Origin of the sequence: Shimwellia blattae DSM 4481 = NBRC 105725 (assembly GCF_000262305.1) — a bacterium.
Taxonomy (GTDB): Bacteria; Pseudomonadota; Gammaproteobacteria; order Enterobacterales; family Enterobacteriaceae; genus Shimwellia; species Shimwellia blattae.
In genome coordinates, this window is the sequence record NC_017910.1 from 692,771 (window position 1) to 707,747 (window position 14,977).

The 14,977-nt window shown below is 57.3% G+C and carries 17 protein-coding genes; 14 read left to right on the forward strand and 3 right to left on the reverse strand.

What is annotated here, in order from left to right; genetic code table 11:
- The first annotated feature begins 63 nt into the window (after positions 1-63).
- The 7 genes from EBL_RS03240 to EBL_RS03270 all read left to right on the forward strand — a co-directional run bounded on the left by EBL_RS03240 (position 64) and on the right by EBL_RS03270 (position 6,980).
- Positions 64-951 carry a MurR/RpiR family transcriptional regulator gene (locus EBL_RS03240; RefSeq protein ID WP_002444947.1) on the forward strand — a complete coding sequence of 296 codons (888 nt, stop codon included), beginning with the start codon at positions 64-66 and terminating at the stop codon, positions 949-951.
- A gap of 86 nt (positions 952-1,037) precedes the next feature.
- The gene (gene alsB, locus EBL_RS03245; protein WP_002444949.1) at positions 1,038-1,988 is read left to right on the forward strand and encodes a D-allose transporter substrate-binding protein; all 951 of its coding nucleotides are present in this window, start codon (positions 1,038-1,040) and stop codon (positions 1,986-1,988) included.
- 52 nt (positions 1,989-2,040) lie between these two features.
- Positions 2,041-3,567 carry a D-allose ABC transporter ATP-binding protein AlsA gene (gene alsA, locus EBL_RS03250; protein ID WP_002444952.1) on the forward strand — a complete coding sequence of 509 codons (1,527 nt, stop codon included), beginning with the start codon at positions 2,041-2,043 and terminating at the stop codon, positions 3,565-3,567.
- Complete coding sequence (gene alsC / locus EBL_RS03255; protein WP_002444954.1) at positions 3,546-4,517, forward strand: D-allose ABC transporter permease; 972 nt, start codon at positions 3,546-3,548, stop codon at positions 4,515-4,517. The genes alsA and alsC overlap by 22 nt, the downstream gene beginning before the upstream one ends.
- 22 nt (positions 4,518-4,539) lie before the next feature.
- Entirely contained in the window at positions 4,540-5,232 is a 693-nt protein-coding gene (gene alsE / locus EBL_RS03260; protein ID WP_002444956.1) for a D-allulose 6-phosphate 3-epimerase, read from the forward strand.
- A complete protein-coding gene (gene alsK, locus EBL_RS03265) occupies positions 5,216-6,121 on the forward strand; it encodes an allose kinase (protein WP_002444958.1) in 906 nt (301 codons plus the stop codon). Before alsE ends, alsK begins: the two co-directional genes overlap by 17 nt.
- 115 nt (positions 6,122-6,236) lie before the next feature.
- A complete protein-coding gene (locus EBL_RS03270) occupies positions 6,237-6,980 on the forward strand; it encodes an SDR family oxidoreductase (RefSeq protein WP_002444960.1) in 744 nt (247 codons plus the stop codon).
- A 24-nt stretch (positions 6,981-7,004) separates the two neighbouring features.
- Here EBL_RS03270 and trhA read toward each other — a convergent pair whose 3' ends face one another.
- The gene (gene trhA, locus EBL_RS03275) at positions 7,005-7,658 is read right to left on the reverse strand and encodes a PAQR family membrane homeostasis protein TrhA (protein WP_002444962.1); all 654 of its coding nucleotides are present in this window, start codon (positions 7,656-7,658) and stop codon (positions 7,005-7,007) included.
- 181 nt (positions 7,659-7,839) lie between these two features.
- On the opposite strand from trhA, the gene EBL_RS03280 reads away from it, so the two are divergent.
- The 3 genes from EBL_RS03280 to EBL_RS03290 all read left to right on the forward strand — a co-directional run bounded on the left by EBL_RS03280 (position 7,840) and on the right by EBL_RS03290 (position 10,763).
- Positions 7,840-8,427 (forward strand): HD domain-containing protein, encoded by a 588-nt coding sequence (locus EBL_RS03280; RefSeq protein ID WP_002444964.1) that lies wholly within the window; start codon positions 7,840-7,842, stop codon positions 8,425-8,427.
- A gap of 38 nt (positions 8,428-8,465) precedes the next feature.
- Complete coding sequence (locus EBL_RS03285; RefSeq protein WP_014715822.1) at positions 8,466-9,194, forward strand: MurR/RpiR family transcriptional regulator; 729 nt, start codon at positions 8,466-8,468, stop codon at positions 9,192-9,194.
- Between the two features lie 135 nt (positions 9,195-9,329).
- Positions 9,330-10,763 (forward strand): 6-phospho-beta-glucosidase, encoded by a 1,434-nt coding sequence (locus EBL_RS03290; RefSeq protein WP_002444968.1) that lies wholly within the window; start codon positions 9,330-9,332, stop codon positions 10,761-10,763.
- A 32-nt stretch (positions 10,764-10,795) separates the two neighbouring features.
- On the opposite strand, the gene ygfZ is transcribed toward EBL_RS03290, so the two are convergent.
- On the reverse strand, positions 10,796-11,785 hold the full coding sequence (gene ygfZ / locus EBL_RS03295; RefSeq protein WP_002444970.1) for a tRNA-modifying protein YgfZ: 990 nt from the start codon (positions 11,783-11,785) through the stop codon (positions 10,796-10,798).
- A 222-nt stretch (positions 11,786-12,007) separates the two neighbouring features.
- Between ygfZ and sdhE the strand changes: the two genes are divergently transcribed.
- Complete coding sequence (gene sdhE, locus EBL_RS03300) at positions 12,008-12,274, forward strand: FAD assembly factor SdhE (RefSeq protein ID WP_002444972.1); 267 nt, start codon at positions 12,008-12,010, stop codon at positions 12,272-12,274.
- Positions 12,255-12,671: a protein YgfX gene (locus EBL_RS03305; RefSeq protein WP_002444974.1), complete on the forward strand. Its 417-nt coding sequence runs from the start codon at positions 12,255-12,257 to the stop codon at positions 12,669-12,671. Before sdhE ends, EBL_RS03305 begins: the two co-directional genes overlap by 20 nt.
- A 14-nt stretch (positions 12,672-12,685) precedes the next feature.
- On the opposite strand, the gene fldB is transcribed toward EBL_RS03305, so the two are convergent.
- Positions 12,686-13,207: a flavodoxin FldB gene (gene fldB, locus EBL_RS03310; protein ID WP_002444975.1), complete on the reverse strand. Its 522-nt coding sequence runs from the start codon at positions 13,205-13,207 to the stop codon at positions 12,686-12,688.
- Positions 13,208-13,256: 49 nt separating this feature from the next.
- Here fldB and xerD point away from each other — a divergent pair, with 49 nt between their 5' ends.
- The gene (gene xerD, locus EBL_RS03315; RefSeq protein ID WP_014715825.1) at positions 13,257-14,228 is read left to right on the forward strand and encodes a site-specific tyrosine recombinase XerD; all 972 of its coding nucleotides are present in this window, start codon (positions 13,257-13,259) and stop codon (positions 14,226-14,228) included.
- Between the two features lie 29 nt (positions 14,229-14,257).
- Positions 14,258-14,974 carry a bifunctional protein-disulfide isomerase/oxidoreductase DsbC gene (gene dsbC / locus EBL_RS03320; protein ID WP_002444979.1) on the forward strand — a complete coding sequence of 239 codons (717 nt, stop codon included), beginning with the start codon at positions 14,258-14,260 and terminating at the stop codon, positions 14,972-14,974.
- Positions 14,975-14,977 lie beyond the last annotated feature (3 nt).

The following is a 14,977-nucleotide window of genomic DNA, read 5'->3' on the forward strand; positions in this document are numbered from 1 at the left end:
GCATATTTTGCCGGGCGCTTGTGGTTGTATTGTCGCCAGTTTCATTTTTCAGCAGGTGGCGCCATGACAGCAACCCCCACAGAACAGATCCCCGCCGGGATCGGCCTGGCCCCCTGGCTGCGTATGCGCCAGGAGGGGATGACCGGCAACGAAAGCCGCATTGTGGACTGGCTGCTGGTGCCGGGCAACTTGCAGGCCAGCCCGGCAATCAGGGAGGTTTCCCGGGCGCTGGGCGTATCGGAGGCGATGATAGTCAAAGTGGCTAAGCTGCTGGGGTTTAGCGGCTTCAGGCAGTTACGCAGTGCGCTGCAGGAGTATTTTATCCAGTCTGAGGCGGTGCTGCCCAGCGAGCTGGCATTTGATGAAGAGCCCCAGGATGTGGTCAACAAGGTGTTTAACAGCAGCCTGCGCACCATTATTGAAGGGCAGTCCATCGTCAATGCCGAGGAGATCCGCCGGGCAGCGCGCTGCTTCTGGCAGGCACAACAGCGGGATCTGTATGGCGCGGGGGGCTCGAATGCAATCTGTGCCGATGTGCGGCACAAATTCCTGCGCATTGGGGTGCGCTGCCAGACTTATAGTGACGCGCACCTGATGGCGATGTCGGCCGCCTTACTGCAACCCGGGGATGTGGTACTGGTGGTGACACACTCCGGCCACACCAGCGATATTGAGGCGGCTGTCCGGCTGGCAAAACAAAACGGGGCGCAGATTATCTGCATTACCCACAGCCACCACTCGCCGATTGCGCAACTGGCGGATTTTATTATCTGCTCACCGGCCCCGGATACCCCGCTACTGGGGCGTAATGCCTCGGCCAGGATCCTGCAGCTCACGCTACTGGATGCCTTGTTTGTGGCGGTCGCGCAGCAGGATGTGGCCCGGGCCAACCGCAATATGCAAAAAACGGCGGCAATTGGCGCGTGGTTTGCCGCGGGCTCATTGCGCTAAACAACATGAGGAAATAACCGCAGACACCTCACGAAGGTGGGGTTCACGACACCTGAAGCCAACACTCTGATAGTGAGAAAAATATGATGAATAAATATCTGAAATATTTCAGCGCTGCTGCTGTGGGCCTGCTGTTTTCTGCCTGTGCCCTGGCCGCCTCTGATTACGCGATTGTTTTAAAAACCCTGTCTAACCCATTCTGGGTGGATATGAAAAAGGGCATTGAGGATGAGGCCAGAAAACTTGGCGTCAGTGTCGATATATTTGCCTCACCGTCGGAGGGGGATTTTCAGTCCCAGCTCCAGCTCTTTGAGGATTTAATTAATAAAAAATATAAAGGCATCGCCTTTGCGCCGCTATCCGCCGTGAATCTGGTTATTCCGGTCGCCCGGGCGTGGAAAAACGGCATTTATCTGGTCAATCTGGATGAAAAAATTGACCTGGATAATCTCACCAAAGCGGGCGGCAATATTGAAGGCTTCGTCACAACAGATAATGTGGCCGTGGGCGCAAAGGGGGCGGAATATATTATTAATGCACTGGGTGAAGCAGGCGGGCAGGTGGCGATTATTGAAGGGAAGGCGGGGAATGCCTCGGGCGAGGCCCGGCGCACCGGTGCCAGCGGTGCATTTGGCAACGCCCCGCAGGTACAACTGGTGGCCAGCCAGCCTGCCGACTGGGATCGGATAAAAGCGCTGGATGTAGCCACCAATGTGTTGCAGCGCAACCCGGATCTTAAAGCCTTTTACTGCGCTAACGACACCATGGCAATGGGGGTGGCCCAGGCCGTAGCCAATGCGGGTAAAACCGGGGAAATCCTGGTGGTAGGGACAGACGGCATCCCCGAGGCCCGCAAGATGGTCGCCTCCGGCATGATGACGGCCACCGTGGCCCAGAACCCGCAGGATATCGGCGCCACGGGGCTCAAACTGCTGGTAGAGGCCGCCCGTAACGGCAAGGTTATCGCCCCGGATCAGCCACCGGTCTTTACGCTGGTGGATTCGTTACTGATCACCCGGGATGCCGCTAACGGCTGATACACCCTCCACACCACCGGGCAGCGAAGCCTGCCCGTAACAGAGGCTCGTTATGACCACGCCTTATATTACGATGGCGGGGATCGGTAAGTCTTTTGGTCCGGTTCACGCATTAACCGCGGTCGATATTGATATTTACCCTGGCGAGATCCACGCATTACTCGGGGAAAATGGCGCCGGGAAATCGACCCTGATGAAAATATTATCCGGTATTTACTCCCCCACCCGGGGCGTTATTACGGTGAATAATACGGATTACCACAAGCTGGATCATAAGCAGGCCGCCGGGCTGGGTATCGGGATTATTTACCAGGAGCTGAGCGTTATTGATGAATTAAGCGTTCTGGAGAATCTGTATATTGGCCGCCACCTGATGCGAACCCGCTGGGGAATAAAAATCATTGACTGGCCGGAAATGCGCCGCCGCGCCGCCATGATGCTATTACGTGTCGGGCTAAAAGTGCCGCTGGATGAAAAAGTCGCCAATCTGGCTATCGGCCATAAGCAGATGCTGGAAATTGCCAAAGCGCTGATGCTCGACGCCCGGGTCATTATTATGGATGAGCCCACCTCCTCATTAACCAGCAAAGAGGTGGACTCCCTGTTCCTGATTATGCAGCGGCTACGCAGCGAGGGCACCGCCATGGTGTATATCTCCCACAAGCTGGCAGAGATCCGGCGCATCTGCGATCGCTACACGGTAATGAAAGACGGCCACACCGTGTGCAGCGGCCTGACGGCGCAGATCAGTAACCGCGAAATAGTGCGCCTGATGGTGGGCCGGGAGGTGCAGTTACGCCGGGCTCGCTCCCCGCAAGGGGATGACACCGCCCCCATCGCCCTGGATGTCCGCCAGGTGACCAGCCGCGACGGGAAGCGGGTGCGCAATATTTCGTTCAGCGTGCGGCGCGGCGAGATCCTCGGGTTTGCCGGGCTGGTGGGGGCCGGGCGCACCGAGCTGATGAACTGCCTGTTTGGGGTCGAACCGCGCAGCGCCGGTGAGATCCGCCTGTACGGTGAGACCATCACCCCGCGATCGCCGCTGGACGCCCTGAAAAAAGGCATGGCCTATATCACCGAAAACCGCCGGGAAACCGGGTTCTTCGCCAATTTTTCCATCGCCCAGAATATGGCCATCAGCCACAGCCTGAAGCAGGGGGGCTACAAAGGTGCCCTGGGGCTGATTAACCGCAAGGCCGAGCGGGAGCAGGCACAGCACCAGCGCCAGTTGCTGGGGCTGAAGTGCCAGAGTGTGGAGCAGAATATTGGCGAACTTTCCGGGGGAAACCAGCAAAAGGTGCTGATTTCCAAATGGCTGTGTTGCCGCCCGCAGGTGCTTATTTTTGACGAACCCACCCGGGGCATTGATGTGGGGGCCAAAGCGGAAATCTACCGGGTGATGCGCCAGCTGGCGGATGACGGGAAAGTGATTCTGATGGTCTCTTCGGAGCTGCCAGAGCTCATCGCGGTGTGCGATCGCATCGCCGTTTTCTGCGCCGGTCAACTGACTCAAACCCTGGAAAATCATCCGGATATCAGCGAAGAGGAGATCATGGTATGGGCTCTGCCACAAGCGTAAAACAGCGCTCCCCCGGGTTTAATTTTGCCCGCTTCTGGGAGCAGTACGGCACCTTTTTTATTCTGGCGATTATCGTGACCATTTTCGCCAGCCTGTCACCGGCCTATTTTCTGACCAGCAATAACCTTACCCAGATCCTGGTACAAAGCGCGGTAACGGTGCTGATAGGCATGGGGGAGTTTTTTGCCATCCTGGTGGCGGGGATTGACCTGTCCGTGGGGGCGATTCTGGCGCTTTCGGGCATGGTGACCGCCAAACTGATGCTGGCGGGCTGGGATCCGCTACTCGCCGCCCTGGTGGGTGGGGTACTGGTGGGGGGCGCGCTGGGGGCGATCAACGGCTGCCTGGTGAACTGGACCGGGCTGCACCCGTTTATTATCACCCTCGGCACGAATGCGATTTTCCGCGGTGTCACGCTGGTTATTTCAGACGCCAGCTCCGTGTATGGCTTCTCCTTCGGGTTTGTGAATTTCTTTGCCGCCAGCGTGCTGGGGATCCCGGTGCCGGTTATTTTCGCCCTGCTGGTGGCCGGGCTACTGTGGTTTCTGACCACCTGGACCCGGCTGGGGCGCAATATCTACGCCCTGGGCGGTAATAAATCATCCGCCTTTTACTCCGGTATTGATGTGAAATTTCACATGCTGGTGGTGTTCGTGATTTCCGGTATCTGCGCCGGGCTTGCGGGGGTAGTGTCGACCGCGCGCCTGGGGGCGGCGGAGCCGCTGGCGGGTATGGGGTTTGAAACTTACGCCATCGCCAGTGCGATTATCGGCGGCACCAGCTTCTTTGGCGGTAAGGGGCGGATTTTCTCGGTGGTGATAGGCGGTCTGATTATCGGCACCATTAATAATGGCCTGAATATTTTACAGGTGCAGACCTATTACCAGCTGGTGGTGATGGGCGGGCTGATTATTGCCGCCGTGGCGCTGGACAGATTAATCAGTAAATAACATTGCCAATACAGGAGTGAATATGAAAATTTCGCCCTCTCTGATGTGTATGGATCTGGCGGCGTTTAAAGAGCAGATTACGTTTCTGGACCGCCACGCGGACTATTTTCATCTCGATATTATGGACGGGCATTTTGTCCCTAATCTGACCTTATCCCCGTTTTTTGTCGGCCAGGTCAGTAAGCTGGCTACCATTCCGCTGGACTGCCACCTTATGGTTACCCGCCCTCAGGATTATATTGCGCCGCTGGCAGAGGCCGGGGCCAGTATGCTGACCCTGCACCCGGAAACGCTCAACGGTCAGGCCTTCCGGCTGATGGCGGAAATACGCCGCCGGGGCATGAAAGTGGGGCTGATTATTAACCCGGAAACCGCCCCCGACACGATGAAATATTACCTGCACCACGCGGATAAGGTGACCGTGATGACGGTGGATCCCGGTTTTGCCGGGCAGCCGTTTATCCGGGAGATGCTCAGCAAAATCACGGAGCTTAAACACTGGCGCGCAAGGGAGGGGCTGGCTTTTGATATTGAAGTGGATGGCTCCTGCAATACTGCCACCTGGCGGCTGCTGATTGATGCCGGGGCCGATGTGCTGATTGTCGGCTCTTCGGGGCTGTTTAACCGCAGTGCGGATCTCAGCCAGGCCTGGGGGGAGATGGTGGCGGAAATCAACCAGGCGCAACAGGGGCTGCACAATGCGTTCGCCTCATAGGGTGGTGGCCGGGGTGGATATGGGGGCGACCCATATCCGTTTTTGCCTGCATAACTCTGAGGGCGAGCTGCTCTTTCGCAGCAAACAGCTCACTGAGGCGGTGATTCAGCGGGGAATTTGTGCAGGGATCACGGGCGTTCTTGCGCCGGAAATCATACGCCAGGAGGCCCGCTGTACCGGGCTGGTGGTGGGGTTTCCCGCCCTGGTCGCCCGGGACCGGCGACGTGTGCTTTCCGCACCGAACCTGGCGCTGGGCGCCTCTTCCTTTCTGGGGCTGGCCGGGGCGCTTGAGCAGACGCTGGGTTGCCCGGTGGCCTTCTCCCGGGATGTGAACCTGCAGCTGCGCTGGGACGTGGCGGAAAATCACCTTGAAGACCAGGTGGTACTGGGGGCTTACCTGGGCACCGGTATGGGGTTTGCTGTCTGGCTGAACGGTGGGCCCTGGCTGGGGGCACACGGTGCGGCGGGTGAGCTGGGCCATATTCCGCTGGGGGATCCGCAACTGACATGTACCTGCGGCAATCCGGGGTGCCTGGAAACCTTATGCTCCGGGCGGGCGCTGCGCCAGTGGTATCAGCAGGTGCCGCGTCAGTATGCGCTGGGTGAGTTATTCCTTCACGCAACGCAGGAGCCGGAAGTCCGCCAGATGCTGTTACGCGGCGCGCAGGGGATTGCCACGGCGATTAATCTGTTTGATCCGGATGTGGTGGTACTGGGAGGCGGGGTGATGGATATGGCGGGGTTCCCCCGGGAGCGGCTGACAGCGCTGATTTGCCGGTATGTCCGCAAGCCGCTTCCTGGCGCCAGCGTCCGCTTTATGGCGGCCTCCTCCTCGGCATTTAATGGCGCCCGGGGGGCTGCGCTGCTGGCCGCACAACTCCACGGGTGAGGGGAGCCTGGATCCGGTCTGTGTTTGTTTAGTGAACAGGAGCCTAAAAACTGGCAAAGCAAGGTGAATCCATCCAGAGTAAAAGACCATGCGCATCAACAGGAGGATATGAATTATGGCTCTGGCACTGGTGACTGGCGGCAGCCGGGGGATAGGGAAGGCGACAGCACTGCAACTGGGCAGAGAGGGCTATACCGTGGTGGTGAATTACCGGAACAACCATGCGGCAGCAGAAGCTGTGGTAGCCGAAATCCTCAGCAAAGGGGGGCGGGCATTCAGCCAGCAGGCGGACATCAGCAATGAAACGCAGGTAGAGGCGCTATTTGCTGCCCTGGATAAGCAGGAAGAGCCCCTGAGCGCGCTGGTGAACAATGCCGGGATCCTGTTCCGGCAATGTACGATTGAGCAACTCAGTGCCCGGCGGATTAGTGAGGTTCTGGCGACGAACGTTACCGGGTATTTCCTCTGCTGCCGTGAAGCGGTGAAGCGTATGTCCCACCGGCATGGGGGGCAAGGTGGGGCGATTGTGAATGTGTCATCGGCTGCGGCACGGCTTGGCTCTGCGGGGGAATATCTGGATTATGCCGCCTCTAAAGGGGCAGTGGATACGCTGACAGTGGGCCTTTCGCTTGAAGTGGCGGCCTGTGGGATCCGGGTGAATGGGGTCCGGCCGGGATTTATTTACACTGACATGCATGCCAGCGGCGGTGAGCCAGGCCGGGTTGACCGGGTCAGCCACAGCCTGCCTATGCAGCGTGGCGGCCACCCACAGGAAGTGGCCGAAGCCATAGTCTGGCTGCTGAGTGAGAAAGCGTCATACGTGACAGGCAGTATTATTGATCTGGCCGGGGGAAAATAGACACCGGGGGCTGTGCCCCCGGTATTAACTGACATACAGATAAATCGCCAGAAAGTGGCAGACACTGCCCCCCAGCACAAAACCGTGCCAGATGGCGTGATTAAACGGAATGCGCTTGCAGACATAAAAAATAACCCCGAGGGAATAGACCACCCCACCGGCCGCCAGCAGCGTAACCCCGCCAATTGAGAGCTTGATAGCCAGCTGATAAATCACAATCAGCGACAGCCAGCCCATGACCAGATAGGTCACCAGCGACAGCACCTTAAAACGGTGGGCGATAGTCAGCTTAAACAGGATCCCCAGTAGCGCCAGGCTCCAGATAACGATCATCAGCCCCCTGGCGAGGGGCGAATCCAGCCCCACCAGCAGAAAGGGGGTGTAGGTCCCGGCGATCAGCAGGTAAATTGCGCAGTGGTCGCATTTTTTCAGCCACACTTTCGCCCGCTGGTGGGGGATCGCGTGATACAGGGTGGAGGCGAGGAACAGCAGGATCATGCTGCCGCCATACAGACTATAGCTGGTGATAGCCGTTGCCCCGGCGTTAGTGTCCACGGCCTGGACCAGTAATAACACCAGCCCGACAATACCGAACACCAGACCGATACCGTGGCTGACACTGTTGGCTATCTCCTCGGCAAGAGAATATCCTTGTGCCATAAGTGGTTTGCGGATCATTGTACTCCCCCCGGAAAGCCGGAACATAAATTACGCTCACTAGCCTAACTGAGAATAATTCCAGTGAACACCTGTTAGCTAAAATAATATTGTGAACCGATGTAACCCGTCCGGCAACCGGCTGTGATAACTTCTCTGCAACCTCTTTTGTAACCTTCTGAATCTGAGAGATGACACCACGGTGAAGAACGATCCTCTGCAACAAACCCTGGGTTTTTTAATTGAGCTGGACGCCCTGAAACTGGTGAACCGGCGCACCCGCCTGCAACATCATGGCCGCCATGAAAACTCGGCTGAACACAGCTGGCATTTTGCTATGGCGGCCATCAGCCTGGCCCCCTGGGCCCCACCGGGGACCGATATCGGGCGGGTCGTGCAGATGGCACTGCTGCACGATATTGTGGAAATCGACGTGGGGGATGTGCTGGTTTACGATCTGGCGGGGCGTGCGGCGGTGGCAGAGCAGGAAGCGGCCGCCGCGCGGCGCATCTTCGGCCTGCTGCCAGAGGAGACCGGGGCGCGTTTTCTGGCGCTCTGGCAAGAGTACGACGCAGGCACCACCCCGGATGCCCGCTTCGCGGAGGCGCTGGACCGGCTGTTACCGGTTATCCAGAACCTGCACAATGAAGGGCAAAGCTGGCGGGAAAACAATATTGCCCTGGAGCAGGTACTGGCCCGCAACGCCCATGTGGGGGAAACGCTCCCGGCGCTCTGGCACTATGTTGAGCAGCAACTATATCTTGCCCGGGACAAAGGCTGGTTACGCTAAACCGGCCCCGGGCGATAACAGGGGAACCCGATGTGACGATGTTTACTCACGCCGCCATTGCCAGCCTTAACGGGCTGGAAATGCAGGTTTATAACTATGTGCTGAAAAATCGCGATAAGGTGATGTACATGACCATTCGCGAGCTGGCAGAAGCCGCCGGGGTATCGACCACCACCGTGCTGCGCTTTTGCCGCAAATTACACTGTGATGGCTACTCTGAGTTTCGTATCCGCTTTAAATTATATCTGGAGCAGGATGAACCGCTGAACAGCCCGTTTGGCACCAGCGAAATGATCCGCTTTTTTAAAAGTATCAGTAATGATGAATTCGAAAAGCTACTGGATGACGCCGTCGATATAATAATAAATTCGGAGCGGGTTATTTTTGTTGGCGCAGGCACCTCTGGTGCCCTGGCAAAATATGGTGCGCGCTTCTTTTCTAATGTGGGTAAATTCAGCAATCATATTGATGATCCCTATTTCCCGGTGACCAGCGACATGGCGAAAAATGCGCTGGCTATTGTGCTGTCAGTTTCAGGCGAAACGCCGGAGATACTGCGCTTTGCCAGCCAGTTCAGCCTGCACCACTGTAAAGTGCTGTCGATTACCAGCCACGATAATTCCGCGCTGGCGAAGCTGGCGGATTTTAACCTCTCCTGGCATATTCCACAAACCCGGGTGGGCGGCGTTTACGATATTACAACCCAAATCCCGGTGATATATATTCTTGAGACCCTGGGCCGGAAGTTGGCTAAAAAAACGGCCTGAAGTGGCAATAAATAACAGGGTGTTTTTTCGGTGTAACAAATTACCTGGCGGGTAATTTGTTATATCGTGACATTCTGTTTTGCTTTGTTAGACTCCGGATATCTTATATTGAATATTCTCACCAGGAGCCGGATGATGAAAAAACTGACGCTGCCAGAAGACTTCTTATGGGGGGGCGCGGTGGCTGCCCACCAGGTGGAAGGTGGCTGGGATCAGGGGGGGAAAGGCCCGAGTATCTGCGACGTGCTGACCGGCGGTGCCCACGGTGTTCCCCGGGAGATAACCCCCCGGGTAGAGCCGGGCAAATACTACCCGAACCATGAAGCGGTGGATTTTTATCACCGCTACAAAGAAGACATCAAACTGTTTGCCGAAATGGGGTTTAAGTGTTTTCGCACCTCCATTGCCTGGACACGCATCTTCCCGAAGGGGGATGAGCCGCAGCCGGACGAAGCAGGGCTGAAGTTTTATGATGATATGTTTGATGAGCTGCTGAAGTACAACATTGAACCGGTCATCACCCTGTCGCACTTTGAAATGCCGCTGCATCTGGTACAGGAGTATGGCGGCTGGACCAGCCGCAAAGTGGTGGACTGCTTTGTCCGCTTCGCGGAGGTGGTGTTTGAGCGCTACTGCCATAAAGTGAAATACTGGATGACCTTTAACGAGATCAATAACCAGCGCAACTGGCGGGCACCGCTTTTCGGTTACTGCTGTTCCGGGGTGGTGTTTACGGAGCACGAAAACCCGGAAGAAACCATGTACCAGGTGCTGCACCACCAGTTTGTGGCCAGCGCCCTGGCGGTGAAAGCGGCACGGCGCATTAACCCGGAAATGAAAGTGGGCTGCATGCTGGCGATGGTGGCGCTGTATCCGTTCTCCTGCGATCCGCAAGACGTGATGTTTGCCCAAAAATCCATGCGTGAGCGCTACCTGTTTACGGATGTTCAGCTGCGTGGTTACTACCCCTCCTACGTGCTTAACGAGTGGCAGCGCCGCGGTTTTCATATTCATATGGCCCCCGGTGATGAGCAGATCCTGCGCGAGGGTACCTGTGATTTCCTGGGGTTCAGCTATTACATGACCTGCGCGGTGAAAGCCAGCGGAGGAAGCGGCGACGCTATCTCTGGCTTTGAGGGCAGTGTGCCCAACCCTTATGTGAAGGCTTCAGACTGGGGGTGGCAGATCGATCCGGTGGGCCTGCGTTACGCCCTGTGCGAGCTCTATGAGCGCTACCAGAAGCCGCTGTTTATTGTGGAGAACGGTTTCGGCGCCTGTGACAAGGTGGAGTCAGACGGCACCATCAATGATGATTACCGCATTGACTACCTGCGTGCCCATATTGCCGAGATGATCAAGGCTGTCACCCACGACGGGGTCGCGCTGATGGGCTACACCCCCTGGGGCTGCATTGACTGCGTGTCCTTTACCACCGGCCAGTACAGCAAGCGCTACGGCTTTATCTATGTGAATAAACACGATGACGGCACCGGGGATATGGCCCGCTCGCGCAAGAAAAGTTTTTACTGGTATCAGGGGGTTATCGCCAGTAACGGGGAGGCCCTGTAAAACCGCAGGGGGCCAGGTGGCCCCCGCGTACCTTATGACTCTTCGGCCAGGGAGTAGGGCAGCTGCTGAATGGTCAGACAGCCGTCTGCGTCATCGCGCACCCGGAACACGCTGTCTGGCGCCATATCGTTGTTCATTACCACCTGCACTTCCAGGCGGTTATCTTCCAGCATAACTGCCGCCAGCACAGTACCGGTGCGCCGCCAGTTATCGCCCAGCTTCAGCTCCAGATCTTCACCGGCTTCCGGCACCCGGCTGGCGCTACCGGCCAGTGTCCACAGGGCGCGCTTATTGGCCCCGCGAAATTTAGCCCGGGCCACGGTCTCCTGGCCGGTATAGCAGCCCTTTTTAAAGCTGATACCGCCGAGTGCCTGAATATTGGTGGCCTGGGGGATCAACTGGGCGCTGGTGGGCTCGTCGATAACCGCCAGCCCCGCCTCGATATTCAGCGCCAGCCACTGGTCGCTGTTGTTAAAACGGGCGCGGTCTTTCAGGGCGCTGACCAGGGCTTCGGCCCCGTCTTCGTGGGTTACCACCAGGAAGCGCTCTTCCGGCAGGCCAAACCACAGCAGGGTGGTGTCGCCGTCGTGGGTGACCTGGGTGGTGGCATCGGGCAGGGAAGGGTACAGGCTCGCCAGCGCCTCGCGGGCATTCTGCCCGGCCACACCCAGTAATACCCGGGAGTCATCGGCACTGATGGTTACTCTGGAGAAGACAGCATATTTTTTCAGCGCGGTCAGCTGGCTTTGCTGTACGCTGCGGCGCTCTATCCAGAAAAAATCGTCGCCATGCCGGAAAATGCGTAAATTGCTCCACATTTTTCCTTTAGCATCACAGTGCGCGGTCAGCAGGTGCTGAGAGGCGGTCAGTTGCGTGATGTCTGCGGTGACTTGTCCCTGCAGGTATTTCTCGCTGTCCGGGCCACTGATAACAGACAGCGCCCAGGCTTCCAGTGAAATCAGCGTCAGAGGGAGATGCCCGGCAGCAGCGGGTTGTCGTGCAGCAAATGGGGTGAATGCCATAGAAAAGCTCCGGTTACCCAACAGATTGTTGAGCTAATGGTAAAATAGGCGCCTGCCAAAGCAAATGCTTTCAGCATGCGATTTGTGCCGTTGGCAGAGAATCCCCGGAAGATAAGGATACCGGGGCAGGTAAAATACACTTATCGGCAACATTGCCTGCAGCCGGGGCGAAAAACACGCTACACTAGCGCCCAGACCAGGTAATCACACAGGATAGATTTTATGGATATCAATAACAAAGCCCGGATTCACTGGGCCTGCCGGCGCGGAATGCGCGAACTGGATATTTCCATTATGCCGTTCTTTGAGCATGATTATGACACCCTCAGTGACGATGAAAAGCACACCTTTGTCCGCCTTCTGGCGTGCGACGATCCGGATTTGTTTAACTGGCTGATGAATCACGGTAAACCTGCGGATGCTGACCTCCAGCATATGATTGCCTTGATCCAGCAACGGAACCGGGAACGTGGTCCTGTGGCAATCTGAATTACGCGTCTCCTGGCGCGCACAGTGGCTTTCTTTACTGCTCCACGGCATTGTGGCGGCGGTAGTGCTGCTGCTGCCCTGGCCGCTAAATTATCTGCCCGTCTGGCTGCTGCTGTTGTCGCTGGTCGTGCTGGACTGCGTGCGCAGCCAGCGGCGGATTAATGCCCGCCACGGCGAGATAAAACTGCTGGATAACAGCCAGCTTCACTGGCTGGGGCGCGACTGGCTTATCCTGGGTACCCCCTGGATGAGCCGTGCCGGTATGTTGCTGCGCCTGCGCGATACAACCACCGCCCGCCGCCATCTTCTGTGGGTGGCATCGGACAGTGTTGATCAGGGCGAATGGCGCGATCTGCGCCGGGTACTGGCAGAGCAAAAATATCAACCCCCGCATTAGCGCGGGGGATTTTTTTAACTGAACTGTTCCGCCATCTCGCCGAGGATCTGCTCACACCAGGTTTGCAGCCGCTCGTCGCTCAGGTCGTACTGGTTGGTTTCATCCAGCGCCAGGCCCACAAACAGCTCGCCACCGGCAATCACCGGTTTTTTACTGGTGAACTCGTAGCCTTCGGTAGGCCAGTAACCAATAAAGTTTACCCCCAGCGGGGCGAGCTTATCGTGCAGCATGCCCAGGGCATCCAGGAACCACTCGCCGTAACCCAGCTGATCGCCCATACCGTAGAGCGCGACAATTTTACCGGCCAGGTTCAGCCCGGGGAGCTGATCCCAGATGGCTTCCCAGTCTTCCTGTAGTTCGCCAAAATCCCAGGTAGGAATACCAAGGATCAGGACATCGTATTGCTCCATCAGGGCCGGAGCGTCATCCTTAAGGTTATGCAGGGTAACCAGCTCCGGGCCGATAATATCGCGGATCTTTTCCGCGGCCATTTCGGTGTAGCAGGTGCTGGAACCATAAAAAAGACCAATTTTCATAGGGTAAAAACTCAACTCGTCTCACGCATGCCGGGCAGTGTACCAGATCATGGCACTCTTCAGGCATAATGGGCACAATCAACACAATCAGGAGGCTGCAGTGGCGCGGGAAGTCGAACAGGAAGCGGGGCAGGATCTGGCCCGTATTGAACAATTCCTCGATACGCTCTGGCTGGAGCGCAACCTGGCTGAAAACACCCTCAGCGCTTACCGGCGCGATCTGACCATGACCCTGGAGTGGCTACAGCACCGCCAGCTTGGCTTGCTGACCGCCCAGGCCTGCGATTTACAGCAACTGCTGGCAGAGCGCCTGGAAGGGGGCTACAAGGCCACCAGTTCGGCCCGGTTACTGAGTGCGGTGCGCCGCTTGTTTCAGTATCTGTACCGTGAAAAGCTGCGCCAGGACGATCCCAGTGCGCTGCTGTCATCACCCAAGTTGCCCCAGCGGTTACCCAAAGATCTCTCTGAGGCCCAGGTAGAGCGCCTGCTACAGGCCCCGGTGGTTGATCAGCCCATTGAGCTGCGCGACAAAGCCATGCTGGAGCTGCTCTACGCTACCGGCCTGCGCGTGTCGGAGCTGGTGGGGCTGACCATGAGCGACATCAGCCTGCGCCAGGGGGTGGTGCGGGTTATCGGTAAGGGCAACAAAGAGCGCCTGGTCCCCCTGGGGGAAGAGGCGGTTTACTGGCTGGAAAACTTCCTTGAATATGGCCGCCCCTGGTTGCTGAATGGCGCCTCGGTTGATGTGGTCTTTCCCAGCAACCGGGCCCGGCAAATGACCCGCCAGACCTTCTGGCATCGGATCAAACATTATGCGACGCTTGCGGGTATCGACAGCGAAAAGCTCTCGCCCCATGTGCTGCGCCATGCGTTTGCCACCCATTTACTGAACCATGGCGCGGATTTACGCGTCGTACAGATGCTGCTTGGCCACAGCGATCTGTCTACCACCCAGATTTATACCCATGTAGCGACAGAGCGGTTGCGTCAGCTGCATCAACAGCACCACCCGCGGGCGTGAGTGCCGGATTAACCCGAAAGGATGAAATAATGAAAAAAGGTGTATTACTGCTGGCACTGCTGGCAACCACAGTTTCCGGCTTTGCCCATGCAGATGACGCCGCCATCAAACAGGCGTTAAGCCACCTTGGCGTCTCCAGCCCGGATATTCAGCCCGCGCCGCTGGCTGGCATGAAAACGGTACTGACCGACAGCGGCGTACTGTACGTGACCGACGACGGCAAACATGTGATTCAGGGCCCGCTGTATGACGTGAGCGGCAAACAGCCGGTTAATGTCACCAACCAGCTGCTGCTTGGTAAGCTCAACGGGCTGGAAAAAGAGATGATTACCTATAAATCCCCCAACGAGAAACACGTTATCACCGTGTTTACCGACATCACCTGCGGCTACTGCCACAAGCTGCACGAAGAGATGAGCGACTACAACGCGCTGGGGATCACCGTGCGCTACCTTGCCTTCCCGCGCCAGGGGCTGAACAGCCAGGCCGAGCAGGATATGAAAGCTATCTGGTGTGCTAAAGACAAAAACAAAGCCTTCGACGCGGCCATGAAAGGCGGCAAAGTGGCCCCGGCCAGCTGTGCCGTTAACCTGGCAAACCACTATAAGCTGGGGATCCAGTTCGGGGTTCAGGGCACCCCTGCCATTGTGCTGAAAGACGGCACCGTGGTGCCCGGGTATCAGAGCCCGAAAGAGATGAAAGAATTCCTTGATAAACACCAGAAAATGACAGCGAGTGGTCAGTAACGG

What these genes read in the sequence shown, in the direction of transcription:
- EBL_RS03290 (WP_002444968.1), top strand. Translation starts at nt 9,330, where the DNA reads ATGAAAAAACTGACGCTGCCAGAAGACTTCTTATGGGGGGGCGCGGTG.
- alsE (WP_002444956.1), top strand. Translation starts at nt 4,540, where the DNA reads ATGAAAATTTCGCCCTCTCTGATGTGTATGGATCTGGCGGCGTTTAAA.
- EBL_RS03240 (WP_002444947.1), top strand. Translation starts at nt 64, where the DNA reads ATGACAGCAACCCCCACAGAACAGATCCCCGCCGGGATCGGCCTGGCC.
- alsA (WP_002444952.1), top strand. Translation starts at nt 2,041, where the DNA reads ATGACCACGCCTTATATTACGATGGCGGGGATCGGTAAGTCTTTTGGT.
- fldB (WP_002444975.1), bottom strand. Translation starts at nt 13,207, where the DNA reads ATGAAAATTGGTCTTTTTTATGGTTCCAGCACCTGCTACACCGAAATG.
- EBL_RS03270 (WP_002444960.1), top strand. Translation starts at nt 6,237, where the DNA reads ATGGCTCTGGCACTGGTGACTGGCGGCAGCCGGGGGATAGGGAAGGCG.
- dsbC (WP_002444979.1), top strand. Translation starts at nt 14,258, where the DNA reads ATGAAAAAAGGTGTATTACTGCTGGCACTGCTGGCAACCACAGTTTCC.
- xerD (WP_014715825.1), top strand. Translation starts at nt 13,257, where the DNA reads ATGGCACTCTTCAGGCATAATGGGCACAATCAACACAATCAGGAGGCT.
- ygfZ (WP_002444970.1), bottom strand. Translation starts at nt 11,785, where the DNA reads ATGGCATTCACCCCATTTGCTGCACGACAACCCGCTGCTGCCGGGCAT.
- sdhE (WP_002444972.1), top strand. Translation starts at nt 12,008, where the DNA reads ATGGATATCAATAACAAAGCCCGGATTCACTGGGCCTGCCGGCGCGGA.
- EBL_RS03285 (WP_014715822.1), top strand. Translation starts at nt 8,466, where the DNA reads ATGTTTACTCACGCCGCCATTGCCAGCCTTAACGGGCTGGAAATGCAG.
- alsK (WP_002444958.1), top strand. Translation starts at nt 5,216, where the DNA reads ATGCGTTCGCCTCATAGGGTGGTGGCCGGGGTGGATATGGGGGCGACC.
- alsB (WP_002444949.1), top strand. Translation starts at nt 1,038, where the DNA reads ATGAATAAATATCTGAAATATTTCAGCGCTGCTGCTGTGGGCCTGCTG.
- alsC (WP_002444954.1), top strand. Translation starts at nt 3,546, where the DNA reads ATGGGCTCTGCCACAAGCGTAAAACAGCGCTCCCCCGGGTTTAATTTT.
- trhA (WP_002444962.1), bottom strand. Translation starts at nt 7,658, where the DNA reads ATGATCCGCAAACCACTTATGGCACAAGGATATTCTCTTGCCGAGGAG.